23 protein-coding genes are annotated in these 26,735 nt (G+C 55.5%); 8 read left to right on the top strand and 15 right to left on the bottom strand.

All coding sequences use genetic code 11. The features are described from left to right. Window positions 1–61: 61 nt before the first annotated feature. From iolB to DL239_RS02390, 5 genes are all read right to left on the bottom strand, one after another. Window positions 62–871: a 5-deoxy-glucuronate isomerase gene (gene iolB / locus DL239_RS02370; protein WP_167681843.1), complete on the bottom strand. Its 810-nt coding sequence runs from the start codon at window positions 869–871 to the stop codon at window positions 62–64. After that, the gene (gene iolE, locus DL239_RS02375) at window positions 864–1,772 is read right to left on the bottom strand and encodes a myo-inosose-2 dehydratase (protein ID WP_167681845.1); all 909 of its coding nucleotides are present in this window, start codon (window positions 1,770–1,772) and stop codon (window positions 864–866) included. The genes iolB and iolE overlap by 8 nt, the downstream gene beginning before the upstream one ends. Further along, on the bottom strand, window positions 1,769–3,595 hold the full coding sequence (iolD, locus tag DL239_RS02380) for a 3D-(3,5/4)-trihydroxycyclohexane-1,2-dione acylhydrolase (decyclizing) (protein WP_167681847.1): 1,827 nt from the start codon (window positions 3,593–3,595) through the stop codon (window positions 1,769–1,771). The genes iolE and iolD (DL239_RS02380) overlap by 4 nt, the downstream gene beginning before the upstream one ends. Beyond that, window positions 3,592–5,511, bottom strand: coding sequence for a bifunctional 5-dehydro-2-deoxygluconokinase/5-dehydro-2-deoxyphosphogluconate aldolase (locus DL239_RS02385; RefSeq protein WP_167681849.1), 1,920 nt, complete (start codon window positions 5,509–5,511; stop codon window positions 3,592–3,594). Before DL239_RS02385 ends, iolD (DL239_RS02380) begins: the two co-directional genes overlap by 4 nt. A 98-nt stretch (window positions 5,512–5,609) precedes the next feature. Then, complete coding sequence (locus DL239_RS02390) at window positions 5,610–6,425, bottom strand: MurR/RpiR family transcriptional regulator (RefSeq protein ID WP_167681851.1); 816 nt, start codon at window positions 6,423–6,425, stop codon at window positions 5,610–5,612. A gap of 106 nt (window positions 6,426–6,531) precedes the next feature. Here DL239_RS02390 and iolG point away from each other — a divergent pair, with 106 nt between their 5' ends. Continuing rightward, on the top strand, window positions 6,532–7,527 hold the full coding sequence (gene iolG / locus DL239_RS02395) for an inositol 2-dehydrogenase (protein WP_167681853.1): 996 nt from the start codon (window positions 6,532–6,534) through the stop codon (window positions 7,525–7,527). Window positions 7,528–7,591: 64 nt separating this feature from the next. On the opposite strand, the gene DL239_RS02400 is transcribed toward iolG, so the two are convergent. Genes DL239_RS02400 through DL239_RS02410 form a run of 3 tightly spaced genes read right to left on the bottom strand, consistent with a single transcriptional unit; the run spans window position 7,592 to window position 11,934 of the window. Then, window positions 7,592–8,671, bottom strand: a complete 1,080-nt coding sequence (locus DL239_RS02400; RefSeq protein ID WP_167681978.1) for an ABC transporter ATP-binding protein — start codon at window positions 8,669–8,671, stop codon at window positions 7,592–7,594. A gap of 2 nt (window positions 8,672–8,673) precedes the next feature. After that, window positions 8,674–10,848: an ABC transporter permease gene (locus DL239_RS02405; RefSeq protein ID WP_240931661.1), complete on the bottom strand. Its 2,175-nt coding sequence runs from the start codon at window positions 10,846–10,848 to the stop codon at window positions 8,674–8,676. A 57-nt stretch (window positions 10,849–10,905) separates the two neighbouring features. Next, window positions 10,906–11,934 carry an ABC transporter substrate-binding protein gene (locus DL239_RS02410; RefSeq protein WP_206188307.1) on the bottom strand — a complete coding sequence of 343 codons (1,029 nt, stop codon included), beginning with the start codon at window positions 11,932–11,934 and terminating at the stop codon, window positions 10,906–10,908. A gap of 128 nt (window positions 11,935–12,062) precedes the next feature. Between DL239_RS02410 and DL239_RS02415 the strand changes: the two genes are divergently transcribed. Next, on the top strand, window positions 12,063–12,611 hold the full coding sequence (locus DL239_RS02415; RefSeq protein ID WP_167681858.1) for a histidine phosphatase family protein: 549 nt from the start codon (window positions 12,063–12,065) through the stop codon (window positions 12,609–12,611). Window positions 12,612–12,719: 108 nt separating this feature from the next. Here the strand turns inward: DL239_RS02415 and DL239_RS02420 are convergent, their stop codons facing one another. From DL239_RS02420 to iolD (DL239_RS02440), 5 genes are read right to left on the bottom strand one after another with little or no spacing between them, the layout of a single operon-like run. Then, window positions 12,720–13,550, bottom strand: a complete 831-nt coding sequence (locus tag DL239_RS02420; RefSeq protein ID WP_167681860.1) for a class II fructose-bisphosphate aldolase — start codon at window positions 13,548–13,550, stop codon at window positions 12,720–12,722. Further along, complete coding sequence (locus DL239_RS02425; protein ID WP_167681862.1) at window positions 13,547–14,389, bottom strand: 5-deoxy-glucuronate isomerase; 843 nt, start codon at window positions 14,387–14,389, stop codon at window positions 13,547–13,549. The genes DL239_RS02420 and DL239_RS02425 overlap by 4 nt, the downstream gene beginning before the upstream one ends. Before the next feature lie 11 nt (window positions 14,390–14,400). Then, on the bottom strand, window positions 14,401–15,381 hold the full coding sequence (gene iolC / locus DL239_RS02430; protein ID WP_369410527.1) for a 5-dehydro-2-deoxygluconokinase: 981 nt from the start codon (window positions 15,379–15,381) through the stop codon (window positions 14,401–14,403). Next, entirely contained in the window at window positions 15,378–16,217 is an 840-nt protein-coding gene (locus DL239_RS02435; protein ID WP_167681864.1) for a phytanoyl-CoA dioxygenase family protein, read from the bottom strand. The genes iolC and DL239_RS02435 overlap by 4 nt, the downstream gene beginning before the upstream one ends. Beyond that, window positions 16,217–18,088, bottom strand: a complete 1,872-nt coding sequence (gene iolD / locus DL239_RS02440; protein ID WP_167681866.1) for a 3D-(3,5/4)-trihydroxycyclohexane-1,2-dione acylhydrolase (decyclizing) — start codon at window positions 18,086–18,088, stop codon at window positions 16,217–16,219. Before iolD (DL239_RS02440) ends, DL239_RS02435 begins: the two co-directional genes overlap by 1 nt. A gap of 120 nt (window positions 18,089–18,208) precedes the next feature. Between iolD (DL239_RS02440) and DL239_RS02445 the strand changes: the two genes are divergently transcribed. The 3 genes from DL239_RS02445 to DL239_RS02455 are packed head-to-tail and all read left to right on the top strand — an operon-like array spanning window position 18,209 to window position 21,374. Further along, window positions 18,209–19,312, top strand: a complete 1,104-nt coding sequence (locus DL239_RS02445; protein ID WP_167681868.1) for a Gfo/Idh/MocA family protein — start codon at window positions 18,209–18,211, stop codon at window positions 19,310–19,312. Between the two features lie 22 nt (window positions 19,313–19,334). Next, window positions 19,335–20,228, top strand: a complete 894-nt coding sequence (locus DL239_RS02450; RefSeq protein ID WP_167681870.1) for a TIM barrel protein — start codon at window positions 19,335–19,337, stop codon at window positions 20,226–20,228. 12 nt (window positions 20,229–20,240) lie between these two features. Continuing rightward, window positions 20,241–21,374 carry a Gfo/Idh/MocA family protein gene (locus DL239_RS02455; RefSeq protein ID WP_167681872.1) on the top strand — a complete coding sequence of 378 codons (1,134 nt, stop codon included), beginning with the start codon at window positions 20,241–20,243 and terminating at the stop codon, window positions 21,372–21,374. On the opposite strand, the gene DL239_RS02460 is transcribed toward DL239_RS02455, so the two are convergent. After that, entirely contained in the window at window positions 21,371–22,378 is a 1,008-nt protein-coding gene (locus DL239_RS02460; protein ID WP_167681874.1) for a LacI family DNA-binding transcriptional regulator, read from the bottom strand. The two genes, DL239_RS02455 and DL239_RS02460, sit on opposite strands and share 4 nt — an antisense overlap. A 183-nt stretch (window positions 22,379–22,561) precedes the next feature. Here DL239_RS02460 and DL239_RS02465 point away from each other — a divergent pair, with 183 nt between their 5' ends. The 3 genes from DL239_RS02465 (at window position 22,562) to DL239_RS02475 (ending at window position 25,505) form a co-directional block, all read left to right on the top strand. Next, on the top strand, window positions 22,562–23,512 hold the full coding sequence (locus DL239_RS02465) for a sugar ABC transporter substrate-binding protein (protein WP_167681876.1): 951 nt from the start codon (window positions 22,562–22,564) through the stop codon (window positions 23,510–23,512). A 78-nt stretch (window positions 23,513–23,590) separates the two neighbouring features. Then, window positions 23,591–24,715: an ABC transporter permease gene (locus DL239_RS02470; protein ID WP_167681878.1), complete on the top strand. Its 1,125-nt coding sequence runs from the start codon at window positions 23,591–23,593 to the stop codon at window positions 24,713–24,715. A gap of 1 nt (window position 24,716) precedes the next feature. Continuing rightward, window positions 24,717–25,505, top strand: a complete 789-nt coding sequence (locus DL239_RS02475; protein ID WP_167681880.1) for an ATP-binding cassette domain-containing protein — start codon at window positions 24,717–24,719, stop codon at window positions 25,503–25,505. 66 nt (window positions 25,506–25,571) lie between these two features. Here DL239_RS02475 and DL239_RS02480 read toward each other — a convergent pair whose 3' ends face one another. Then, window positions 25,572–26,225, bottom strand: coding sequence for an HAD family hydrolase (locus tag DL239_RS02480; RefSeq protein ID WP_167681882.1), 654 nt, complete (start codon window positions 26,223–26,225; stop codon window positions 25,572–25,574). Between the last annotated feature and the right edge of the window lie 510 nt (window positions 26,226–26,735).

The raw sequence follows: 26,735 nt of genomic DNA on the forward strand, positions 1-26,735 counted from the left end.
TTCATACAAGCGCGCTGGTGCACAGCGTTGCACCAGCTGAATTCACTCCTAACGTTCTATGTTAGGTTGCATCACGCTGATAAATCCAATCGTGATCAGGGTCGTTTTGGAATCGCCACTTCCGTAGCGGGCCTGCCATCACATTGAGATAATACATTTCATAGCCATATGGTGCACCGCAGGGGTGATGCCCCTTGGGCACCAAAACCACATCACCATTTTTCACCGCCATGGTCTCATCCAGCTCACCATCCTCGGTATAGACACGCTGCACCCCAAACCCGCTTTCTGGGTTCAGGCGGTGGTAATAGGTCTCTTCCAGATAGGTCATTTCAGGGAAGTTATCTTCGTCATGGCGATGCGACGGATATGATGACCAGTTCCCCTGCGGTGTGAACACCTCGGTGACCAGCAAGCTGTCGGCCACATCACGGCCTTCCATGGCGATGTTGTTGATGTAGCGTGTGTTTGCACCCTTGCCGCGTGGAGTGGTTTCAATCCCCTCGGGGCCGAGTTTTTGAGCCTGATGATTGCCTGCCCCCGGTGCGGTACACACAGCAAGGGTGCACTCGGTCGTGGCAGTTGCAGACCAGTCACTGTCATTTGGCACATACAGGCAATGAGGTGGCGTGCGTTCAAACACAGACATCCGATCGCCCATCTCACCGAAATCCTGGCCCGAAGCCGTGATCGCAGCCTTGCCTTCCACCAGCACCAGAATTGCCTCGCGACCGCCCGTAACCTCGGACACTTTGTCGCCAGCTTTCATGCGGTGAAGTTGGAACCCGACATAAGTCCAACCCGCATCTTCAGGAGAGATATCGTGCACTTTGCCAGTCGTAGCAACTGGCTTACGTAACAGATCAGCCATTAGTCTCTCCTCCAAACCCGGCTTCCACAGCCATTTCCTTCAACGACTTCAGCCCCAAAGACTGATACTCAAACGGGTTGCGAACCGCCGGATCTTGCTCTGCTTCAATCACCAGCCAGCCTTCGTATCCAACCTGAGCGGCAGATTTCAGGACCGGCACAAACTCTACGCCGCCCTCATCATCTCCGGGAACAGTAAACACGCCACGGCGCACGCCTTCTAAGAAGGATAGCCCCTCAACCTTGACGTCTACCATGACGGCCGGACGGACGTTCTTGGCATGGATATGCGCTACCCTGTCGACATGTTTGGCCATCACCTTGTCCGGGTTGCCACCTCCAAAGTAGCAATGCCCGGTATCAAACAAAAGCTTGGTCGCTGGACCGGTGACTTCCATGAAACGGTCAATTTCATCGGGCGTTTCCACGATGGTGCCCATATGGTGATGATAGACCAACGTCAGACCCTGCGCGGCGCAGAACTCGGCGATCTCTTCGACATCCGAGCCAAACTTCTGCCAAGCCTCATCCGCCAAAACCGGGCTTTTTGAAATCGGCGTATCTTCATCGCCATGAATGGCGTTTGAGGTTTCACAGACGATCACCACCTGGCAGCCCTGCGACTTTAGCAAGTTCAGATGTGGCTGGATCGCGCGCTTTTCGTCCTCGACCGAATGTGTCAGCAGGTTCAGCGAGTGCCAGCCCGAAACCAGAACAAGCCCCTTGTCTGACAGAGTGCCCTTAAGAACAGCATGATCTGTTGGCAGCTTGTGCCCCTTTTCGATCCCGTCAAACCCGATCTCGGCAGTCTCGCTTAGGCATTGTTCCAACGAGATGTCTGCTCCCAGCGTCTGGTCATCATCATTGGACCAGGCAATTGGGTTAGTGCCAAATTTTATCATTGCTCGTTTCTTTCCATAATCGCTGCCTCATAGCTCGCACGGGCCGCGTTGACCTCTTCTCGCTGCGACACCTCGGGCACCGCAACATCCCACCAATAACCGCCCTCTTGGGTCGATGGGTATGGATCTGTATCGATGACAATCACCTTGACCCCTGGTTGATCTCGTTCGGCCAATGCCGCTTCAAGCTCAGCAATGGTGCCGACCTTTTGCGCTTTGCCTCCCATGGAGTCAGCGTGTTTGACAAAGTCGATGGCTGACGGAACCTGATGCCGGGTGTGGTCTAGCATGTTGTTGAACTCGGCCCCACCGGTGCCCATCTGCAACCGGTTGATGCAGCCAAAGCCACGATTGTCGGTTAGTACGATGGTGAAATCAACGCCCATGGACACGGCCGTCGCCAATTCAGAGTTGGCCATCATATAAGACCCATCCCCTACCATGCAGATCACATCACGCGAGGCGTCGGCCAGCTTGATGCCCATAGCGCCGGCAACTTCGTACCCCATGCAGGAATAGCCATATTCCATATGATAGGCCCCGGGGCCTGAGGCCTTCCAAAGCTTGTGCAGCTCTCCGGGCATGGTGCCGGCCGCGCTCATGACCGTCGTATTGTCGTTTGAGGCCCGCTGCACCGCTCCAATCACCTGCATGTCTGTGGGCAGGCTATCGCTGGATAGGGGCGCACCAGTCACCTGGTCAACACCTCGATACCAATCATCCTTCAGTGAAGTTGCAAGTTCAGGACCGCCGTATTCTCCCAAACCTTCTGACAGCGCCACAAGGCCAAAGAGAGCATCGCCCACCAAGGACAGGGCTCCATGTTTGATCGTGTCATAAGGCTGAATGTTCAGCGCCAGCAGCTTGCAATCGGGGTTCTTGAACAAAGCCCAGCTGCCGGTGGTAAAGTCCTGAAACCTTGTACCAACGCCAATCACCACGTCCGCAGCTTCGCACAGTGCATTCGCACAACCCGCGCCAGTCACACCCACCGCGCCATAGGCCATGGGATCATCCCAAGCCAACGCCGATTTTCCGGCCTGCGTTTCCACGACGGGAATGTTGTGGATATTGGCAAATGCCCGCAGCGCCTCGCAGGCACCAGAGTAATGAACGCCACCACCCGCGATGATCACCGGGTTCTTGGCCTGTTGAATGGCCGTAACCGCTGCGTCCAATTCGATATGATCAATCACCGGTCGTCGTATAGTCCAGGTCTTCGGCTCAAAGAATGACACTGGCCAATCATAGGCTTCGGCCTGCACGTCCTGACAGAACGACAAGGTCGCCGGACCGCAATCCGCTGGATCGGTCATTGCTCGAAACGCACGCGGCAGAGCCGTCAGCAGCTGCTCGGGGCGCGTGATCCGATCAAAATAGCGGCTGTAAGGACGGAACCCGTCATTGGCCGATACCGTCCCGTCCTCAAAGCTTTCGATCTGCTGCAGAACCGGATCTGGCCCACGGCTGGCAAACACATCGCCAGGTACTAGTAAAACCGGCAACCGGTTCACGTGGGCCAGAGCGGCCGCCGTCAGTAAATTTGTAGCCCCAGGCCCAATGGACGAGGTCACAGCCATAGCACGCCGACGCCGCAACTGTTTTGCATAGGCAATCGCGGTGTGGGCCATCGTCTGTTCATTATGGCCACGATAGGTTGGCAGGCGGTCTTTAGCCTCTTGCAGGGCCTCACCCAATCCAGCGACATTGCCGTGACCAAAGATCGCCCAGATGCCTTCGATAAACCGGTCACCATCTTCGTTCAGCTGGTTTTCGATGTATTTGACCATGGCCTGCGCGGCGGTCAGTCGAATGGTACTCATACCTCAGATCCCTTTGTATTACCGCGTGCGTGGTCCCACACCTCGCACAGGGCAGCATAGTTCCGTGCCATCTGGTCTACCGCCTGCTGGTCAGTAACCTGATCAGCAAGCCAACTGCGCGCGGTATCGCCAAATATTGTGCGGCCCACGGCGAACCCTTTGACAAGATCATGCCGAGCCGCCAATTCAAAACTCGCTGCCAGCTCGGCCGACGGCGCATCCAGCCCCAGCACCACAACACCCCGGCAGTGCGGATCATTGCCTTCAATAGCGGAAACCGTCAGGTCCCAAGCCTTTGGTGTCTTGAGAGGTTCCAGCTTCCACCAGTCAGGATAAACGCCAAGATCATAGAACCGCTGGATCACATCTGCCGTTGTCTGATCTGAAACCTCACCCGCTTTGGATGGGATCACCTCTAGCAAAAACTCCAGTCGGTTGCGACGGCAGGCATGGAACAAGCGGCGCACGGTGTCTTCCTGATCAGCCCGTACAGCATCGGTATCATCCGGGTGATAAAAGCACAGGACCTTGACTACATGATCGGAAGGCCATTCGGATAGGCCACCAAAGTCTGGACCAATCTCAGCCTCGGTCCGCAAGGGGCGCGACCCGGGAAGTTCTACCGGCCGACCAATCCACAGCCCCTGCCCTACGGCCTGAAACAGTGCATCTTGTCCAAGTCGTCTGTCACACAGAATGCCATAGCCATCACGCCCATCCGCAACCTGCGTTGCCGCCTTCAGACACAGCGTTTTGAACGCTCCAATCTTGGCATGATCAACTCCAGCTGCATCTGCCATGTCCTCTAGTTGGATCCGGTGGTCAAAGGCAAAGACCTTCATGTCATCACGCTGACCATGACGGGTGGTGGCCCAATGGATCTGGTTCAGCTCGGCATCTTTGCGCAGCGCTGGTGTATCCACGCCGCGCTGCAGGAAAAATTCCAGCTCTGCCTCGCTGGGATAGGCGGGTGTACAGCCATGGCGACTGACTGCAAAGGCGCCGCAGGCATTGGCGAATTTCAGCGATGTGGGCCAGTCTTCACCTGTCAGCCAGCCCTTGAGGAGGCCTGACATGAACCCATCACCCGCACCTAGCACGTTGAATACTTCAATCGGAAAGCCTTCGCCTGATAGACCATCGTCCAGCGCATCAGGAATATCCCCTTCAAAGGCAACCGCACCCATCGGGCCACGTTTGCAAACCAACACAGCGTCGCTCACTGCCCGCACGGCGCGCAGGGCTGCAAGGGTATCGGTTGTGCCGCCTGCGATATGAAACTCTTCTTCGGTGCCAACGATCAGATCAAACAGGCCCACCGTCGACTGCAGCTTGGCGGTCACTGCTTCGGATTCCACAAAGCGGCTTTCGCCCTCTCCGTGCCCAGCAACACCCCACAGATTGGGCCGGTAATCAATATCCAACGCTGTTAGCGCGCCGTTTTCACGGGCCAAGTGAATGGCCTTCTTGGTGGCGGCTTCGACTTTTGGGTTGCTCAGATGCGTTCCCGTTGCACAGACACACCGCGCCGAGGCGATAAAATCAGGATCAATGTCGTCTTCGGCAATCGCCATGTCGGCGCAGTTCTCACGATAGAAGATCAGCGGAAATTGCTCTTTGTCGCGGATGCCCAGTAGAACCAGCGCAGTCAGACGCTCGGGGTCAGTTTTGACTGCAGTAACATCAACATTCTCGCGCTGTAGCTCTTCGCGAATGAACCGCCCCATGTGCTCATCGCCAACCCGGGTGATCAGCGCTGATTTCAACCCCAAACGCGCAGTGCCTGCCGCGATATTGGTTGGAGAGCCGCCGATATACTTGTCGAACGACCGCATATCTTCAAGCCGTCCCCCCACTTGCGCGCCGTACAGATCCACCGAGGATCGGCCGATTGTGATAAGATCTAGGGTTTTCATCGCTTCATCATCCGTCGCTTAGGCACGCCTATCACGGGAGAATCCGCGGCGCACAATGGAATATTAATTCCATTTTCGACATATTCAATATTTTTCTTTCACACCCCGCGCATTCTGCCCACGGACACAGCAATTGTCATCGCCAAAGACATTGTAGACGTCAGCGACCTAAACCCCGCCACGTCTGCATCTTTGACCGTGATGACACTGACATTGTCGCCGTCGAATGGGCTCATGGCCGTGTCTGTCAACACAACAACCGGGCACCCCAAGTCATTTGCATGATCGACCAAAGACACAGTCTGAGCCGTATAAGGTGCAAAGGAAACCGCGATAACTGCATCATCAGGACTGATGCTATGGCGTTGGTTCAACTGCCCCGTCCCGTCATGCAGCATCGACGGGCATTCCATCTTTTCAAAAGCATAGGACAGGTAACTGGCCACTGGAAACGCCCGTCTGTACCCCGCCACATGTACCAGACGTGCCTTCGCCAGCACCGCTACAGCCTGATCCAATACCGCTGGGTCCACATTGCCAACAAGGTCCTCTAGCGCAAGCCGCCCTGTTTCCACAAACTCAGCCAACAAAGCGGATGGCGCACTGTCAGACTGGGCGCGTAGCGTGGCAAGCCGTGTCGAATAATCCGGCCATTGCTGCGAATAGGCATCCCGGAACAATCGTTGCAGACCTGAATACCCTTTGAACCCTAGCATCTTGCAAAACCGCATAAGGGCTGACGGCTGCACATCGGCAGCGGCTGCAAGCTCGGCCACGGTTGACACTGCGATGCGATCGGTATTGGCCGAGACAAACTCGGCACATTGCTGAAGCCGCTTGGGCAATGTGCCGGATATCTCACGCAACCGCGCGTCAAATTCTTCGATCGAAGCTGGTGCTGTTTTTTCACTCATTGCGCGCTGCGCCCTTGACATGACCACGTTCCATTTACACTAACGTATGGAATATAAATTCCATAGTGAAGCAGATTCTTGTTTCACCTCAGCCTTGGAGATCCACATGTCCGTGAAATTCGCACTGCTCGGCGCAGGCCGTATCGGTAAAGTCCATGCCAAGGCTGTGACCTCAAATCCCGACGCGCAGCTAGTCGCCGTAACTGACGCCATGGCCGACGCTGCCAATGCAGTGGCACAACAATATGGTGCCCGTGTTGCCTCTCTGGACGAGATTGCCGCGGCCAGTGACATCGACGCCGTGATCATCTGCACGCCAACCGATACCCACGCAGATCTGATCCAGAAGTATTCAAACGCAGGCAAGGCGATCTTTTGCGAAAAGCCCATCGATCTGAATGTAGAAAGGGTGAAGGCCTGCCTGCAAACCGTCGCGACAAATGGCACCGCCTTGATGGTCGGATTTAACCGCCGTTTTGACCCCAGCTTTGCCGCGCTCAAGGCTGAGATCGAGGCCGGAACTATTGGAGATGTAGAACAGGTTGTCATCACATCCCGCGATCCGGGCCTGCCGCCTTACGACTACATCCCTGTTTCAGGCGGCATCTTCCGCGACATGACCATCCACGATTTTGACATGGCCCGGTTCCTGCTGGGCGAAGAGGTCGAAACTGTCATGGCGACTGGATCCTGCCTAGTGGATCCCAAGGTCAAAGAGCTTGGCGATTTCGACACCGCCGCCGCGATTCTGACCACCGCCAGCGGCAAGCAGGCGATCATCAACAACTCGCGCCGCGCCACCTATGGCTATGACCAGCGGGTCGAGGTGCACGGCTCTAAGGGATCGGTTTCGGCCCAAAACGAGCGCCCAGTGAATATCGAAGTTGCCACAAGCGCTGGCTACACCGCCCCGCCCTTGCACGACTTTTTCATGACCCGCTATGTCGCCGCCTATGCAGCTGAAATTGCGGAATTCATTGAAGTGGTGAAAAACAGCAAGGCGCCCTCTCCCTCAGGGGCAGATGGGCTGGCAGCACTGGCCATTGCGGAGGCAGCAGAAGCATCTGTTGCATCAGGGGCGAGCATCAAGATAAATAAGTAAAGTCAATCGCGCCTTCCCGGGGGGAAGGTCAGGCGCGGCCCGGCATTAGCCGGGCCTCAGACTATTACGCCTCGGGCAGTAACACAGGCCCAATATCAGCAAATTGCAGCTGTACTACCTGCCCTACGTCCAGCGGGTCATAGACATCATCCATCACCGCAAACAGCTCTCCTACCGGGGTTGCCAGCGTGTATTCCATCCGCGAGCCGACATAGGTTGCCTTGGACACTGTCACCTCAAGACCGTCGCCCGCGGCATCCCGGTTGAGCACAATGCGGCCAGGACGAACGGCCATAGTAGCAGGCCCTACATCCAGCCCGCGTGTGTCCAGCCGGTAGCGATAGCCAGCGATATCCACCTCCGCCGTATCGCCCTCAACCGAAGTAATGGCACATTCCACCAGATTGGCCTCGCCAATGAAATCTGCGACAAACCGATCGGCTGGTGCATCATAGAGTTCGCGTGGGGTACCGATCTGGGCAATCCCCGCGTTGCGCATCACCACGATGGTATCCGAAACAGCCAGTGCCTCTTCCTGATCGTGGGTCACGTAAACCACCGTCAGACCAAGGTTCTGTTGAATTTCCCGAATTTCCTCGCGAACCTGTCGGCGCAACTTGGCATCAAGGTTCGACAGCGGTTCGTCAAACAACAACACCTGCGGCTTTAGCACTAGCGCCCGCGCTACGGCGACCCGCTGCTGCTGCCCGCCGGACAGCTCGCTGGGCAAACGGTCTGCGAAATCAGCCAGCCCAACCAGCCCCAATCCCTCAAGCGCAGCATTGCGGATGTCGGATTTTGGGTGCCCAGAGAACTTCAGGCCATAGGACACGTTCTCGATCACCGTCATATGCGGAAACAGCGCATAAGACTGGAACACCATCGAAACGTCCCGGTCTGTGGCTGGCAACCGGGTGACATCCACGCCACCAATGGTGATTGAGCCCTTGGTGGACATTTCCAGCCCGGCAATCATCCGCAGCGTCGTGGTCTTGCCGCAGCCCGAAGGCCCCAGCAGCGTCACAAGTTTTCCCGGCTCGATCTCAAGATCGATATTGTCTACGGCAACAACGTCCTTGCCATAGACCTTGGTGACGTTTCGAAAGCTCACCGAAGCCGCTTTATTATTCATGGTTTCAGTCATAGTCATTCTTTCTCTCGTCCAGCGCCGCGACGCCCAATCCGTATTTTGCCAACCAGCAACTGCAGCAGCAGAACCGCCGACAGCATTACGAAAATCAAGGTTGTCGAATAGGCAATGGCCAGGCCGTAATCGTTGTTTTCAACACGTCCGATGATGTAGCTGGTCGCCATGTCGTATTCGGCACTCACTAGGAAAATCACCGCCGAAATCGCTGTCATCGCACGCACAAAACTATAGACAAGCGCCGCCAAAATGGCCGGCCGCAGCAATGGTAGAACCACACCACGGAAGGTCTGCCAGCTGTTTGCCCCTAGGGTGAGCGAGCTTTCATCAAGCGATTTGTCGAGCTGTGACATCGATGCAATCCCCGCACGCACACCAACCGGCATGTTGCGGAAGATGAAACAGACCACCAGGATCACGCCCGTTCCGGTGATTTCAACCGGAGGCACGTTGAACGCCAGAATGTAGCTAACGCCGATTACCGTGCCAGGAATGGCAAAACTTAGCATGGTGCCAAATTCAAAAGCGTTGCGCCCGGCAAAATTCTGTCGCGTCAGCAGATAGGCAGTGATCAACCCAATGGCAGCGGTCAATGGCGCGGCAATGGTAGCAATCTTGATCGTGGTCCAGAAACTATCCCAAGCCGAGCCGCTCCACCGGATTCCGCTGTCTTCGAACCGGAACGAGAATGCTGTGACATAGTGCTTGAAAGTGAGCTCATGGTTCATGCCCCAGACTTCGACAACGCTGCCGTAGAAGATCATGCCATAGATGACGACTGTGAACAGGCCCCAGATCGTTGCAATCGCAAATGTCGGGATAGCCAAGCCACGAGGCATCGCCGGGTGGACGCCAGAGTCGCCTTTCCCAGACACGGTTGTATAGGACTTGCGCCCTAACCAGAACCGCTGGGCATAGAATGCTCCCAATGTGAACGACAGCAGAACAATCGCCAAAATGGCCGCACGACCTTGGTCATACTGAGCGCCAACAATGGCAAAGAAGATCTCGGTCGACAGCACATCGTAATTGCCGCCCAGAACCAGCGGGTTTCCAAAATCAGCCATGCTTTCGATGAAGCCCAGCAAAAACGCATTAGCTAAACCGGGGCGCATCAGCGGCAGCGAAACGGTTTTGAACACTTCCCAACGACTGGCCCGCAAGGTTTGCGCAGCCTCTTCCATCGAGGGGCTCACGCCCTCGACCACACCAATCAGAACCAGAAAGGCGATCGGCGTATAGGCTAGAGATTGCGCGATGACGATTCCCGGCAGACCATAAACCCAACGCGTAGGTTGAACGCCAAAAACATCTGCAAAAAAGCCCGTGATCGAACCCGAAAGCCCAAACAACAATATGATGGCCAGACCAATTACAAAGGGAGGCGTGATGATTGGCAAAACGGTCAACGCCCGCAAAAGCCGTTTATACTTGAAGCCTGATCGCGTCACTACCAATGCAAAGACAAGGCCCATGGTCGTGGTGATCGTTGCAACGATGATGGCCAGAAAGAACGAATTCCAGGCCGCACCGCAGCGTCCGCCGCTAAAGCATCCCAGCCCCCAAATCCGTCTATCCCCAAACTTGGCAAGGAACGACAGTATGGAAATGCTGCCATCGTCACCGATGAAGGCGGCAGTCATTAGCTTGGCAATTGGAAAAAATACAAAGATTGCTACAATGGCAATCACACCGGTGATTGCGCTGACAACAAAGACATCGCCGTTGATTGCCCCGCGCGCAGCCAACCCCTGTGTGAACAGGAACAGAAACGCCGAGGCGGTCAGCAACGCACCATAGCCCATGCCATATTGGCGGCTATCTAACGGTCCAAACGCCAAACCCAGCCAGTCAGTGGTCCAGCCCCGGATGCCGATTGCCAGCCCTTGGGCCATCAGCCATGCCAATCCGGCGGCACCAACTGCCAACAATATTGCGCCATAGCGCGGGTCGGACTTTTTAAGCCGCAGAACCAGAAGTGGGGCCAACAAGGCAAACACCATCGGCGCCAGCCACAGGTTCTTACCTTGTGCCAATAGAAACGCTGCTGGGGCATAATCGCGATCCATCGGATAGCCATCAAACACCCAGTCAAACGAAAAGAAACCGTCTTCTACCCCATACCAGGGCAGGACGGCAAACCCCACCCACCCGGCGAGGATCCAAAAGATCAATACCGGGAGGGTCTTGTTTTCACTGCTCGAAATTTTCAATTTATTTGGTGCCTGTTCTTACTGAGGCAACACAGAGACGTCGTTGTCCCACTTCTGCAGCAGTCGCTTACGCTCATCACTTGAGCCGAACTTGGAGAAGTCATAATCAATCAGAGTGATAGAAGACATATCCGGTGCTGACTCGGAGGTATTAGCACCTTTATTCGACGGAACTTGGAACGCATTCACTTCCAACGCTAGGTTCTGTGCTTCAGCGGACAGCGCCCAGTCATAGAACTTTTTGGCGTTCTCCATGTTGCGCGCACCCGAGATGATCGACATCGAACCGATCTCGTATCCAGTGCCTTCACATGGGGCGACAACAGTGATCGGGAAGCCCGAAACAGCCTGTTTCACTGCGTCATGCATGAACACGATACCAATGGTGTTCTCCCCACGTGCCGCAGCCTTGATCGGAGCAGAACCGGACTTGGTGTATTGGTTCACATTGGTGTGCAGACCCTTCATGAAGTCAAAGCCGTCGTCCTCACCAAACAACTGAACCATGGTTGCCAGAGTGGTGTAGGCTGTACCTGACGAATTTGGGTTCGCCATCTGCACGTGACCTTTGTACTCAGGCTTCAACAAGTCCTTCCAGCAAGCCGGAGCTGGCAGGTTATTTGCGGCCAGAATGTCGGCATTATAGCCATAGCCCAGAGCACCGGAATAGATACCAATGGTCTTATCATTGGCCGAAGTCGCCTGTGAAATCGCCCAGTCATGCAACTGATCGCGCATCGGCGATACATAGGCTTCGGTCAGGTTTTCCTCGGCGGCCTGCAGGTGTGGATCACCAGTACCACCCCACCATACATCGCCCTTTGGATTGACTGATTCCGCTTTGACCTGCGCGAATGTCTCGCCCGAGCTTTTGCGTGACATGTTCACGTCAATGCCTGTCGCATCCTCAAAGCTGCGCGCCATCAACTGGCACCAGTCTTCTTGCGCACTACAGTACAGTGACAATTTCCCATCTGCCTGAGCCATCGTTCCCGACGCCACCAAAGACAGAGCTCCCAACAATAACTTTGAACGCACCTTCAACATAACCATCCTCCCAGATGTCAAAATTGACTTTTTGTTAGCTTACAAACATTGAGCCTAGTAAAGCCATCCTCACTTTGCAATCGTGTGCATGGAAAATCCAACAAAAAATCAAACTGCGGGAAGTGTTTATGACCATCTATCTCATTCGGCACGGACAATCTGAGTTTAATGCCTTGAATCTAGAGCCTGGAGCCCCAGACCCCATGATCATCGATGCCCGGCTAACTGATTTGGGCAAGCAGCAGGCGCTTGCGGCCCGTGAACAGATCCAAGACCTTGGCATACAAACTGTGCTGGCGTCCCCCCTGACCCGCGCGATTCAAACCGCCAAGCTGATTTTCGATGGAATTGCACCAATTCAGGTCACCCCCGCGCACCGGGAACGATTGGACCACGCCTGTGACATTGGGCGCGCACCGGCCGAATTGGCGAGCGACTTTCCCGAACTCACGTTTGACCACCTAGATGATATTTGGTGGCACACCGGCCCACAGAATAAATATGGAGTACCCGAGGAACCCGTGGAGATGTTTGACCAACGCATCCAGAAATTCCGGGATTCCCTTGTTCAACACACAAACAGGCCGTTAGCGATTGTCGGCCATGGCAATACGTTCCGGTCACTAGCAGGATTCGACATGCAGAACTGCGAGGTTCGCCCCTTCCCAGTTCCATAGAATGGTCAGGTCTATTCAAACTGATCTCAACGTGCTGCAAAATCTGGGGCCATTGCTGAGCAAAGCTGATGGCACTAGGAAAGAGCGGCGTGCACTAGTTTCATAGGTTCATGCCCCCTTGAACCCCTGCAAGACGCGTCGAGTGGCGACAACCAGCGGGTCGTGTGTCTCTTTCAATATTGCGACCCGATCAAACCGCGACGTATCTCGGTTCACTGCGTCACGCATGGCAGCGCCAAAAGCCATGCGTAGCTCAGTGCCGATGTTGAATTTGCAGACCTTAGATCCCTGCGCCAACATCCTACGCTGAGAAACAGGGACACCTGACCCGCCGTGGATCACCAGCGGAACTGATGTAACGGCTTCGATGGCGCGAATACGATTTTCGTCTAATCCGCCTTCTTTGTCCTGTTGCAGGTGAATATTCCCAACCGAGATCGCCATGGCATCAATACCGGTGTCGCGCGCAAATATGGCTGCTTCATCGGGATCCGTTCCGGCAGATCCTGCACCGCCGGAATACCCAACAAAACCGATTTCACCTTCGCAGGATACACCAGCCGCATGCGCCATTTCGACGATAGCTGCTGTATTTTCGATATTCTGAGCCAACGGAGTGCGAGACCCGTCAAACATGACCGACGTGAACCCACTATCAATCGCCAACCGGCAGTCCTCGGCGGTGTAGCCATGATCCAAATGTGCGACCACTGGAACAGACGCCTGCTCTGCCAGATACCGGAACATCTTACCCAACACAGGCAACGGGGTATGGTCGCGACAGGACGGCCCGGCCTGCAAAATAACTGGCACATTCTCAGCTTCGGCGGCGGCTACATAGGCGCGCATGTCCTCCCAACCCAGGGTCACCAGACCAGCAACAGCATAGTTACCTTTCAAAGCAGGCTGCAAAACCTCGGCAAGGGTGGCCAGCGTCATTTGAACTTCGCAATCATGTCTTTGATGCCGGGAATTGTCTCAATCTGGGCAGCATGAGTTGGCTGGAAGTACTGAACCAGCGACCGTTGGCTCAGCCCGCCCAGAATGGTGAAGTAATACATCTCATACCCCGGAAGCACGGCGCAGGGGTGATATCCCTTGTCGATCATGATCGTTGACCCATCCATGATGTGATAGGCATCACCCGGCTTGTTATCTTCGCGCTGAAGCATCTGCAGGCCGGACCCGTGATTGGGACGAAAGCGAAAGTTGTAGGTTTCATCGTGGCGGGTTTCATCCGGCAGACGATCCGTGTCGTGCTTGTGCGACGGGAAGCCCGACCAACCACCCTGCCCCACTGTATACAACTCGCTGACCAGCAGGCGCCCGACTTTGTCGTGCTGCTTTTGCCCCAGAATGTGCTTGATCTTGCGGTGGGTCTTGGTGTCGTCACTGCCGTATTGCACCAGATCAATGTCATCTGCACGCACGTCAAACGGATCCAGAACCTTGTCGTATCGGGCACCGGCGATGAAAACTTCGGTCTTTTCTGAAACGCACACAATGGTGACCTTGGCCCCCACCGGGACATAGACGCCTTCGGGTTCACCATCCCAGACATCAATGCCCCGACTGCCCAAACAGGGGTAGCTTACGCCCTCAACATCGACATCCACCGAACCTGTCGCTGGGGCGACACATGTCTCATAGCCCGGCACCTGATATTCAAACGCGTCGCCCTTTTTCAGTTTGACGATATTGAAATAGTTCAACGGAACAGTCGGGTTATCCACGTCAACAATAGGCTGATTGTTGTTATTATGAGGGGCGATATGCATGGTCCGGTCCTTTATAAGAATTCTGTTGGGCCGGGGTGTGAAGACAGGAAGTCCTCAAGCTCGGCGGTAACAGGCATGGCTGGGGCGCACCCCGGGCGCGCCACCACAAGTGATGCGCAGGCAGACCCCCGCAAAACGGCGTCCCGCATTTCGCGGCCCTCGGCGAGCGCAGCGAGGAACCCAGCCATAAAGCTGTCACCGGCACCGGTTGGTTTCAAAGCTGTGACAGGAAAGATGCCAGTGCGAATTTCCTGCTGATTTGCAAAGGTCACCGCACCTTCGGGACCCATTTTGTAGACAACAATTGCAGCGCTGGAATTGGCAAGCGCTCGCGCCTTGCCCAGCCCACGACTGATGTCCCCGGCCATAAAGCCAAATTCCTCGTCATTGCCGACAATCACATCTGACATGGCGCCAGCACGTGACAACACCTCTTCGGCGACCTGCGCCGATGGCCAGCTATAGGGGCGATAGTCCACATCAAAGATGATCGGCAAACCAGCTTCACGTGCCAATTCAAAGGCACGGAAAGCTGCTGATCTGGACGGTTCAGCGGCAAACACAGTGCCAGCAGTGATCAACGCGCCAAACTGGCTGTAATCCACGGCCTCGACATCTTCGACGGTCATCTGAAAATCCGCTGCATTGTTGCGGTAAATGACGCTTTGGTGGTTATCAACACGCGTTTCATAGACCGCCAAAGAGGTTCGGTATTCGCCACTAATACGCTTCACATAACGCCTATCGACGCCGTAGTGATCCAACTGCCCTTCACAATACCAGCCCACCGCATCATCGGACACCGAAGTGACCAGCGCCGACTTGCAGCCTAGTTTCACCAATCCAGCCGCGATATTGGCGCTGCTTCCCCCCATACCAACAGCCATATTACTGGCATCTTGAATGCTGGTCCCTGCCGGATCAGGTGACAAGTCCATGCCCACCCGCCCAACAACCAGAAAGTTGCGCTTATTGATACCCTCCAGGATCACTTTCGCCCCTCCGTATTGCCCGCTTTGGCCGCGTCCAGAACTTCTGGATAGGGATAATTCAGCCCCAGCAATTGGCGCAGGTCCGGGCTGGCATCATCCACAAAAGACTGAGGTAGCGCAGCAGGCATGTCCTCCATTGGTTTCACCCATTTGGGCAGATACTGGATCAGGATCGCGCTGCGATCATGGTCTGCATTGTTTGGCATCGCGCAGTGCCAGGTCACGCCGTAAAACAATGCAACATCACCCGGCTCGCCGGTCATACGCTCACAGCGACCATGGAAATCATCCTCGCCAGTTGGGTATCGCAGCTCTCGTTGGCTACCCGGCACATACCCTGTGGCCCCACTTTCTATGGTGAAAGGATCCAACAGGACAGACACTTGCGCATTCATTGGAAACGAGCCGTTGAACCCAACCGGATGCGTTTCAGGTTGATGGAAATCCCAATAGGGATAATCCACATGCGGCTCTTGCCCCGGCCCTCCGGGCAGAATGCGATTGGCCGCAATCGACCCCATGATGAATTCGGTTCCCAGAAACCCCCGCAAGATCTCCATCAGCACAGGATGTGTTGCCATGCGCGAGAACACCTCACCTTTGGCCAACAGATTCCAAACCCGACGCTGCAGGTTCAGCTTTCCCTCTTGCTCTGCCGCTCCTTGGAAATGGGTGGCCTTTTCCGTCGACTGCTCCGAATGAGCCATGACAATGGCCCTTGCCTCGGCAATCTCCTCGGGACTGAACAAGCCAGAGATCCCAACCGCACCGCCGCCATGCAGCAACTCTTGGATAATTTCAGCTGGATCAGCTGTTTTTGCGGTAAATCGTTTCATTATACGCCCTTTCGCTGCAAATCACGGCTCGTTTCCCAATCAACATGCGCCTCACGCACACGGTCGCTGTTGGTGATGTGCGGCGTGCCGACCTCCCACCAAGCGTGCCCCTCCGCGGTCCAGCCTTCGTAGGGATCGACTTTCATAACAATGACATGAGTTTTGTCGCTGGCTTTTGCCCGCTTGAACGCCTCACCCAGCTCAGCCGGGTTCGACACGGCTTCCGCGATAGCGCCTTGCGAGGCCGAGTGCGCCTCAAAATCCACCGAAAAGGGAGCGGTAATTGTCGGGCAGTCCGACAGCAGGTTATTGAAGCTTTCGTTGCCAGTGTTGTTCTGCAGTTTATTGATGACGGCAAATCCACCGTTATCCAGCACCAGGATGATCAATTTCTTCTGACTGAGAACCGAAGAATAGATGTCTGAATTCAGCATCATGTAGGATCCGTCTCCGACAAACACGATGGTATCCTGATCTGGATCCTGCTGCATTTGCGCGATCCGTGCGCCCCAGGCACCAGCGATTTCATAGCCCATGCAAGAAAAGCCAAACTCGACATCCACAGTGCCGATATCCAGCGTGCGCCAGTTGGCTGTGACCTCGGCAGGCAGCCCCCCTGCCGCTGCAACCACTCGGTCGCGTGGATCACACAGATCATTCACAACGCCAATCGCCTGTGCATAAGAAGCTGGGCGATTTCCATGTGCCACGTTTTCAGCGACGTAGGCATCCCATGCCCTGCGGTGCTTCTGAGCCAACGAGCTCCAGTCTCTCGGCGTTTCATAATCCGCAACAGCCGCAGCCAGCGCACCCAGCGATACCTCGGCATCCCCGACAACGGGTAGCGACATATGTTTACCCGCATCATGGCGGGCCGCGTTGATGGAAATGAACCGAGCGTCTTTGGCAAATGCCGTCCAGGATCCGGTGGTAAAGTCCTGCAACCGCGTCCCCACAGCTACGATCACATCCGCTTTCGCAGCGATCTCATTGGCGCTGTTTGACCCGGTGACTCCAATCGGCCCGATATTCAAAGGATGAGTGGCCAGCATATTGGCCCGTCCCGCTATGGTCTCAACCACCGGGATCTGATGTTTCTCTGCAAATTCAGTCAGCTCAGACACCGCTCGCGAATACTGCACCCCGCCACCTGCTATGATCATCGGGCGCTTGGCCGTTTTTAACAGCGCGGCAGCATCGGCAACCTCGTCTGCATCAGGGCTAATTCGGCGGATGCGGTGAACCTTTTTCTCAAAGAACACAGCCGGATAGTCGTAGGTCCACCCTTGCACATCCTGCGGCAGGCCCAGAAACGCCGGGCCACAATCAGCTGGGTCTAGCATGGTGGCAATGGCAGCGGGCAGCGACTGGATCACCTGTGCCGGATGGGTAATGCGATCCCAATAGCGCACGACAGGTTTGAACGCATCATTCACGCCAAAGGTCGGATCCCCAAAGTTCTCCATCTGCTGCAACACCGGGTCCGGCAATCGGGTAATAAAGGTATCACCGCACAGCAACAACATCGGTAACCGATTGGCGTGCGCCAGCGCAGCCGAGGTCAGTAGGTTCGATGTTCCGGGTCCTGCACTGGCCGTGCAGAACATAAAACGCTGCCGCAGCCATTGCTTGGAATAACCTACCGCTGCAAAACCCATGCTTTGCTCATTCTGACCACGGTACAGTGGCAACTCGTCCTGCACCCCATACAGGGCCTCGCCTAAGCAGGTCACATTGCCATGCCCAAAGATGCCAAAACCGCCACCGCACAGGCGCATCTCCTCGCCGTCGATTTCGATAAACTGATTGCTCAGCCAGCGAATAATAGCCTGCGCTGTGGTCAGGCGAATGGTGTCTGAAGGTGTCGGCATGTCAGCGCGCCCTTTTTAGGAATTTCCGGCATCTAGCCGATTGCGGCTTGCGAGATTTCGAATCTCAGGATACAAATTTTGCAACCGGTTGCAAACTCAAATTCATCAGGAACCCGAAACATGGCGGAAATTGGTATCGGCATCCTTGGCGGTGGCTATATGGGCAAGGCCCATGCTGTCGCGATGTCTTCGGTCGGCGCGGTCTTTAACACCAACCTTCGTCCAAGGTTGGAAATGGTCTGCGCATCGTCAACCGAAAGCGCCGAGCGTTATCGCCAGGCATACGGCTTTGCTCGTGCCACCGACGACTGGCGCACATTAGTGAGCGACCCCAAGGTTGAGGCTATTGTCATCGCCACCCCCCAATCCACACACCGCGAAGTCGCAGAGGCCGCCTTTGCGGCAGGCAAACCTGTTTTCTGTGAAAAACCCATGGGCGCAACACTCGAAGACAGCCAGGCCATGGTTGCGGCTGCCGAGGCATCCGGCTGCACCAATATGGTTGGCTTCAATTATATCCGCACCCCTGCCAGCCAATTTGTGCGCAAGCTCATCGCACAAGGTGAAATCGGTGACATCACATGGTTCCGCGGCGAACATACCGAAGATTTCTATGCAGACCCACAGGCCCCCGCGACATGGCGGACTGATGGCGCGGCCAACGGCACAATGGGCGATCTGGCCCCGCATATGATCAATGGTGCGCTGGCCCTGCTTGGCCCGATTAAGCGTGTCATGACCGAAATAGAAACGGTGCACCGCAGCCGCCCCGGCGGTGATGTGACCAATGATGACCATGCTCAGATGATGTGTCGGTTTGAAAATGGGGCTATGGGGCAGATGTATTTCAGCCGCATCGCAACCGGGCGCAAGATGGGTTACGCCTATGAAATTACGGGCACCAAGGGCGCAGTGCGGTTCGATCAGGAAGATCAAAACGCCGTTTGGCTATACCGCATGGATGACCCCGAGGCCGAGCGCGGCTTTCGCAAGATCCTGACCGGCCCCGCACATCCTGACTATGAACCCTTTTGCCAGGGACCGGGGCACGGCACTGGATATCAGGACCAGATCATCATCGAAGCGCGCGACTTTCTGTCCGCCATCGAAACCGGACAACCCATTTGGCCGACCTTCCGCGACGGACTCGACGTCAATCGCGTGATAGCGGCCGCCTTTGCCTCTGCCCGAGACAGCAAATGGCAAGACGTAAACTCGTTCTGAGCATCCGAAAGGTACGACACAGATGACAATCAGAATCGGCAACGCTCCCTGTTCCTGGGGAGTTGAATTTGCAAATGACCCGCGAAATCCAAGCTGGCAATCGGTTCTCAGCGACTGCGCCAAGGCAGGATACAAGGGGATCGAATTGGGACCAGTCGGCTTTATGCCTGAGGATCCCGCCGAGTTGGGCGATGCACTTGCCCAGTATGAACTAGAACTGATCGGCGGCGTTGTGTTTCGCGCCTACCACGACCCAGATGCATGGGACGATGTTCTGGACGCCACGCACCGCACCGCCCGCGCACTCAAGGCGCATGGAGCGCAGCACTTGGTGCTCATCGACTCGATCTCACCACGCCGCGCCCCCACTGCCGGCCGGGCGTCCGAAGCCGAGCAAATGGACAAGGCAGAATGGACCGCCTACCGCAACCGCATTGCTGAGACTGCTCGCATTGGTGCCGAGGAATATGGCCTGACCGTTGGCATCCATGCCCATGCGGCTGGCTTTATGGATTTCGAGCCCGAGCTTGAACGGCTCTTAAGTGAAGTCGACGAAAAGATCCTCAAGATCTGTTTCGACACAGGCCACCACTCCTATGCTGGCTTTGATCCGGTGGAGTTCATGAAGCGCCATGTCGACCGAATTTCCTACATGCACTTCAAGGACATCAATCCGCAGGTAAAGACAAATGTCATCGCCAACCGGACCGGGTTCTATGACGCCTGTGGCGAAGGCATTTTCTGCAATCTTGGCGATGGCGACGTCGACTTTACCTCTGTGCGCCAGGTGCTGCTGGATGCCGGATTTTCAGGTTGGTGCACCGTCGAACAGGACTGCGACCCTACACTGGACCCAGATCCAATCGGGGACGCCCGTAAAAACCGTGAATATCTTGAATCTATTGGCTTTAACTAAGGAGCCGAACAAATGACTAAACTGAAATGGGGCATGATTGGCGGCGGCGAAGGCAGCCAGATCGGCCCGGCACACCGCCTAGGCGCGCAGGCTGATGGATTGTTTGAATTCAGTGCAGCCGCTCTGGATCACCGCCCCGAACAAGGCCGTGAATATGCGCAACGTCTTGGCGTTGCAGCAGATCGCGCCTATGGCGATTGGCAGGAAATGCTCGCCGGGGAAAAGCACCGCGAAGATCGGATTGATCTGGTCACTGTCGCCACACCCAACGCCACCCACTTTGAGATTACCAAGGCCTTCTTAGAAGCCGGAATCAATGTCCTGTGCGAAAAGCCAATGACCATGACCGTCGAAGAGGGCGAGGAAATCGTGCGGGTTGCCGAAAAAACAGGCCAGATCTGTGCGGTAAACTACTGTTACTCGGCCTATCCCATGGTCCGTCAGGCCCGCGCCATGGTGCGCGCTGGGGAAATCGGCAAGGTGCGGCTGGTCGTCACCAACTTCAGCCACGGCCACCACGGCGACGCCACAGATGCGGACAATCCACGGGTACGCTGGCGTTATGATCCGGCGATGGCAGGCGTTTCAGGACAATTTGCCGATTGCGGCATCCACGCACTGCATATGGCCAGCTTCATCAGCGACGACGAAGTCGAAACGCTATCCGCCGACTTTGCCTCAACCATTGCCAGCCGCGAGTTGGAAGATGATGCGATGGTCAATTTTCGCATGAGCGGTGGAACTGTAGGGCGCCTATGGACATCATCAGTTGCCATTGGTCGTCAGCACGGGTTCGACATTCAAGTGTTTGGCGAAACTGGCGGGCTGCGTTGGGCCTCGGAACAGCCCAATCAGCTGATCTATACCCCGGTAGGTGGCCGTACGCAGATCATCGAAAAAGGTGAAGGCGGCCTGCACGAAGATGCTCAACGCTTGTCCCGCGTCGCCATCGCCCACCCCGAGGGTTTCCCACTGGCGGTGGCCAATATCTATTGCGATCTGGCCGACGCTATTCGCGGTGAAACCCGTGACGGATTGCCCACCGCATCAGACGGCGTGCGATCCATGGCTGCAGTTCACACTGCCGTTGCCTCGGCCAAGGAAAACGGAGCCTGGATGGACGCACGTCCACCAATTTTCCGCTAAGCGTTAGGCCCTTTGCGCAGTGTTCCCCTCTCGATCAATGTGCAGGGGAACAAGCGCGCTTCGGGGTAGCGGTCGGGCGTTTCAAGCTGTGAAACCATCAGGTCAACTGCGGCGCTAGTGATTTGGCGAATGGGCTGCCTGATTGTCGTCAGATTGATATTCTCCCAGCCTGCCATCTCCATATCGTTCAGGCCCAGAATTCCAATGTCCTCGGGAACCTTCATCCCCCTACTCTGCATGGCGCTAAGCGCCCCGATAGAAATCACATCATCAGCGCCAAAGTACACTTCGGCGTGTTGACCGCTATCCAGCAATCCAAGCATTGCAGTGCGACCTGCCGCAAATGAGTATTCGTCTGAATAGGCGTGCGAAAACTTCAACTCGGGATGAGCGGCCATTTCCGCAGCAAACCCCTGAAAACGGTCCGACGTTGAAACCGCATTTTCCGGCCCACCGAGAAAGCCAATATGCTTGTATCCACGCTCAATCAGCGTTCGGGCCGCAAAGGCGCCAGCGGCCACATTGTCGATTCCAACCAGATTAGCATTTGTGCTGTCTTTGTAGCGCGCAAAGGCAAAGACCACCGGAATATCGGCCTTTTCAAACGACGCGGCAAAACTGGGCGGAACTGTCGAAGATGCTACGATCACTCCGTCGACCGAATATTGGCGCAACATCTGAACACTTTCTTCCGGCCCCTGATCCCCAGTCAGATTGACCAGTAGCGGTCGCAACCCCCGGTCCTGCAGACCAGAGGTGAACAGATCAAAGGCACTTAGAAAGAAAGGGTTTTTGAAGTTATTTGAAACCAGCCCGATCAGCTTGGTACGCCCGGTTGTAAGAGACGACGCAAGCGCATTTGGGCTATAACCCAACTCCTGTGCCGCCTTTTCAACACGGCGCCGCATTTTCCCTGAGACCGAAGCTCCATCGGTGAAAGCGCGCGACACAGCCGAGCGTGACACGCCCGCGCGTTCTGCAACTTCTTTCAATGTAACGGCCATCTAATCCCAGTCCTCTGATCCTGCGGTACGCCTTTTATCTGTTTTACGCCGTAATGGCAGTATGAAATTTCCGATAGCGTTTTGCAACCGGTTGCAAGCGCGTCCCAAATGTGGTTAGCTTGAGTCGGAGACGGGGAGGAGCCGTCCTAGTAATGAATGACAGGGTTACCTGGGAGGTACACAATGACTTCACTGATGAAAAAACTGATGTTGGCAACGGCTGTTGTGGCGGCGCCAATGATGGTCGCAACAACCGCCTCAGCCGAAGGCGAAAAATACATTCTCGTCAGCCATGCTCCGGACAGCGACAGCTGGTGGAACACAGTCAAGAACGGCCTTGCCTTGGCGGGCGATCAAATGGACGTAGAGATTGAATACCGCAATCCACCAACGGGTGACCTTGCCGACATGGCGCGGATCATCGAACAGGCTGCAGCAAGCGGCCCTGATGGAATCATCACAACCCTAAGCGACTATGAAGTGTTGTCCGGTCCTATCCAGGCAGCAGTAGACAGTGGTGTTGATGTCATCATCATGAACTCGGGCACACCTGATCAGGCTCGCAAGGTTGGCGCGCTGATGTATGTAGGGCAGCCAGAATATGACGCAGGCCACGCTGCGGGTCTTCGCGCCAAAGGTGATGGCGTCAGCAGCTTCCTCTGTGTGAACCACTATATCAGCTCACCTTCCTCGACCGAACGTTGTCAGGGATTTGCTGATGGCTTGGGGATCGAACTGGGCAACCAGATGATCGATTCAGGTCAGGATCCATCCGAGATCAAAAACAAGGTCATGGCTTACCTGAGCGCCAACCCTGAAACAGACGCGGTTTTGACACTTGGTCCAACCAGCGCCGACCCAACATTGCTGGCATTGGATGAAAACGGTCTGGCCGGTGACATCTATTTCGGCACCTTCGACCTTGGTGAAGAAATCGTCAAAGGTATCAAGGCCGGTGTGATCAACTGGGGCATTGACCAGCAACCATTCCTGCAGGCCTATCTGCCAGTTGTGGTAATGACCAACTACCACCGCTTTGGCGTTCTGCCCGGCAACAATATCAACTCTGGTCCCGGTTTTGTAACCGCTGACGGGCTTGAGAAAGTCGATTTGTTCGCAGGCGAATACCGCTAAATTACTCCCAACTGGGCGGTCAGTGTAAATTGGCCGCCCTTTTTCCATCCCGCATCTGGACCAAGTTAGGCCATCCCAATGTCCGAAGCCCCATCCCCTGCCCTGAATGGTGACGAGCGCATCAAAACCCGCTCCCGCTTTCGCGAGGCCCTGATCCGTCCCGAGTTAGGCGGTATCGTCGGCACAGCCGTTGTTTTCACCCTGTTTCTTTTGTTCGCCTCCGACAGCGGCATGTTCAACAGCCAAGGCATCATGAACTGGAGCCAGGTCTCGGCTCAATTCATGATCATCGCTGTGGGCGCATGTCTGTTGATGATCGCTGGCGAGTTTGACCTATCCGTTGGGTCAATGATTGGCTTTGCTGGCATGATGATCGCTATCTTCAGCGTGACGCTTGGTTGGCCGGTCTGGCTTGCCATTATCGTCACCTTTGCGCTGGCACTTGCGATTGGCGCCCTGAACGGTTTCATCGTGGTCCGTACCGGCCTACCCAGTTTCATCGTGACACTGGCATTCCTGTTCATCCTGCGCGGCTTTACCATCTACTTCCCGCAAACCATTGAACGCAAAACCATCATCGGTGGCGTTAAGGACGCAGCCGAAGGCGACTGGCTGGCCCCCCTATTTGGCGGCAAGATCTTTACCGGCCTTTTCCAGTGGATGGGCGACGCCGGCATCATCGCTGTGTTCGAGCGCGGGACACGACAGGGTCAGCCGGTAGTTGATGGCGTTCCCATGCTTATTATCTGGGCACTGGTACTGGTGGTACTTGGCCATATTCTGTTGACAAAAACCCGGTTCGGAAACTGGATCTTTGCAGCTGGCGGCGATGCGCAATCCGCCCGATACACAGGCGTCCCGGTCAACCGGGTCAAGATCCTGATGTTCATGACCACCGCATTCTGCGCCACGGTGTTCGCCACCTGTCAGGTGATGGAATTCGGCTCAGCCGGGGCTGATCGGGGGCTGTTGAAGGAGTTCGAAGCAATCATCGCCGTGGTGATCGGTGGGGCACTTCTGACCGGCGGCTATGGCTCGGTGATTGGTGCGGCTCTTGGCGCCCTGATCTTTGGGGTAGTGCAGCAGGGCCTATTCTTTGCCGGGGTCGAAAGTTCGCTGTTCCGGGTATTCCTGGGCGTTATCCTGCTCTTTGCGGTGATCCTGAACACCTACATCCGCCGCATGATAACTGGGGAGAGATAAGATGAGCAGCAACCACAACCCCATCATCGAAATGAAGGGCATCGAGAAGCACTTTGGCTCGGTCATTGCCCTCGCTGGAGTGTCGCTCAAGGTCTATCCCGGCGAATGCCACTGCCTGTTGGGCGACAACGGTGCCGGTAAATCTACCTTCATCAAGACCATGTCAGGGGTGCACAAACCCACCAAGGGCGAGATCCACTTTGAAGGTAAACCGCTGAACTTTGAGCGTCCACGCGATGCCATCGCTGCGGGCATTTCGACGGTGTACCAAGACCTGGCTATGATCCCGCTGATGTCGGTCAGCCGGAACTTCTTTATGGGCAACGAACCGCTGCGTAAGTTCGGTCTGATAAAGCTCTTTGATCATGAGCATGCCAACAGGGTCACCTTGGAAGAGATGCGCAAAATGGGCATCAACCTACGTGGCCCGGATCAGGCGGTGGGCACCCTGTCCGGCGGCGAACGTCAGACCGTCGCCATCGCTCGTGCGGTCCATTTCGGTGCCAAGGTGCTGATCCTAGATGAACCGACCTCGGCCCTTGGTGTACGCCAAACGGCCAATGTTTTGGCAACCATCGACAAGGTCCGCAAACAGGGGATCGCAGTGGTCTTTATCACCCACAACGTGCGCCACGCGATGGCAGTCGGCGATCAGTTCACTGTCCTGAACCGAGGCAAAACGCTCGGCACTGCCAAACGCGGGGATATAACCCCCGAAGAGCTGCAGGATATGATGGCTGGTGGCCAAGAGTTAGTCGCACTTGAGGGCAGCCTTGGCGGGACCGTCTAATAATACTGCTCCCACCTCAGTGATTGCGGTGGGAGCTGAGAGTTACCTGATTGATGCGATGCAGCTTCACCGAAATGACGGAGCTTGGTCCAAGAAAGACAGCAGCGTTTCGTACCCTGAAACCTGATGCGCGCAAAAATCGAACTGTTCGGAAGGTAAATGTGGCCCGATCGCTATTGTGGTCAACCCAGCATCAACCGCTGAACGAGCGCCTGCAAGCGAGTCCTCGAATGCAATCACCTGATCTGCGGTCAGCCCAAGAGTTTCCAGCGTCCCCAAGAATGGCGCCGGATGGGGTTTGCCTTGTTTCATTCCATCTGCAGATACCCGAATATCAAACAGATCCTCTATCCCGGCAATCTGAAGGGAGAGGTCAATATTGCGCGCGGGCGATGACGAGCAAATAGCCAGCCGCATCCCTTGCTTGGACAATGCCCTTACAAATTCCTGTGCACCAGGTACCGGTTTGATCTCCGACGGAAGAAGCCGCCAAGCTTCGGATTTGATCTCCGATAAAATTTTTGCCCGCTTGTCGTCGTCATATTTTTTAAACACTTCATTCACGAAGGCACCCACATTCCGCCCTTCGTGGCTATCCAAGAAAGCCGATGTGACCGAACGGCCAAAGCGGGTAGAAACCGATGACTTCGCGGCTTGCCATGCAGGCTCGCTGATCACCAGCGTTCCATCCAAATCAAAAATCGCCGCGCGATAGTTCAACAAGTCTTTCATTTGCCGCGGCGCTTTCTCATAAAGTATTTAACGCCAACACCTACTTGGAATTTGGCCTATGTCCAGCCACAGCGTTTAACTTGTGTGTGCAGGTCTTTAAATAGCCCATTCCTGCTTGAATAGCTGCTATCACTCCAGCACCTGCCCTTCGCTCCAGTCCTCACAAATGACAGCTATGCTGGGAATGCGGCTTTAGAAAATTCTCGACCACATCACCAAAGCTGAAGACAGTTTAGGACACAGGCAAGCGCAACTTAATCGATACAACCAAAAAACCATCGACGAAAATCGATCCAAGTCGAAATGGGAAAAGGAGATGAACTTTGAGTGGCGGGGAGACAGGGATTCGAACCCTGGGAACGCTCTCACGTTCAACGGTTTTCAAGGCAGGTAAAGGTTGTGCGTTTTCAACAAGATAGTCGAAATATTTCCCACTACAAACCATGAACGGTAAAAGAACATGGGAAACCGCCCTATTCACTACCAAGCTTGGCATCG

Origin of the sequence: Parasedimentitalea denitrificans (assembly GCF_011813015.1) — a bacterium.
Lineage (GTDB): Bacteria > Pseudomonadota > Alphaproteobacteria > Rhodobacterales > Rhodobacteraceae > Parasedimentitalea > Parasedimentitalea denitrificans.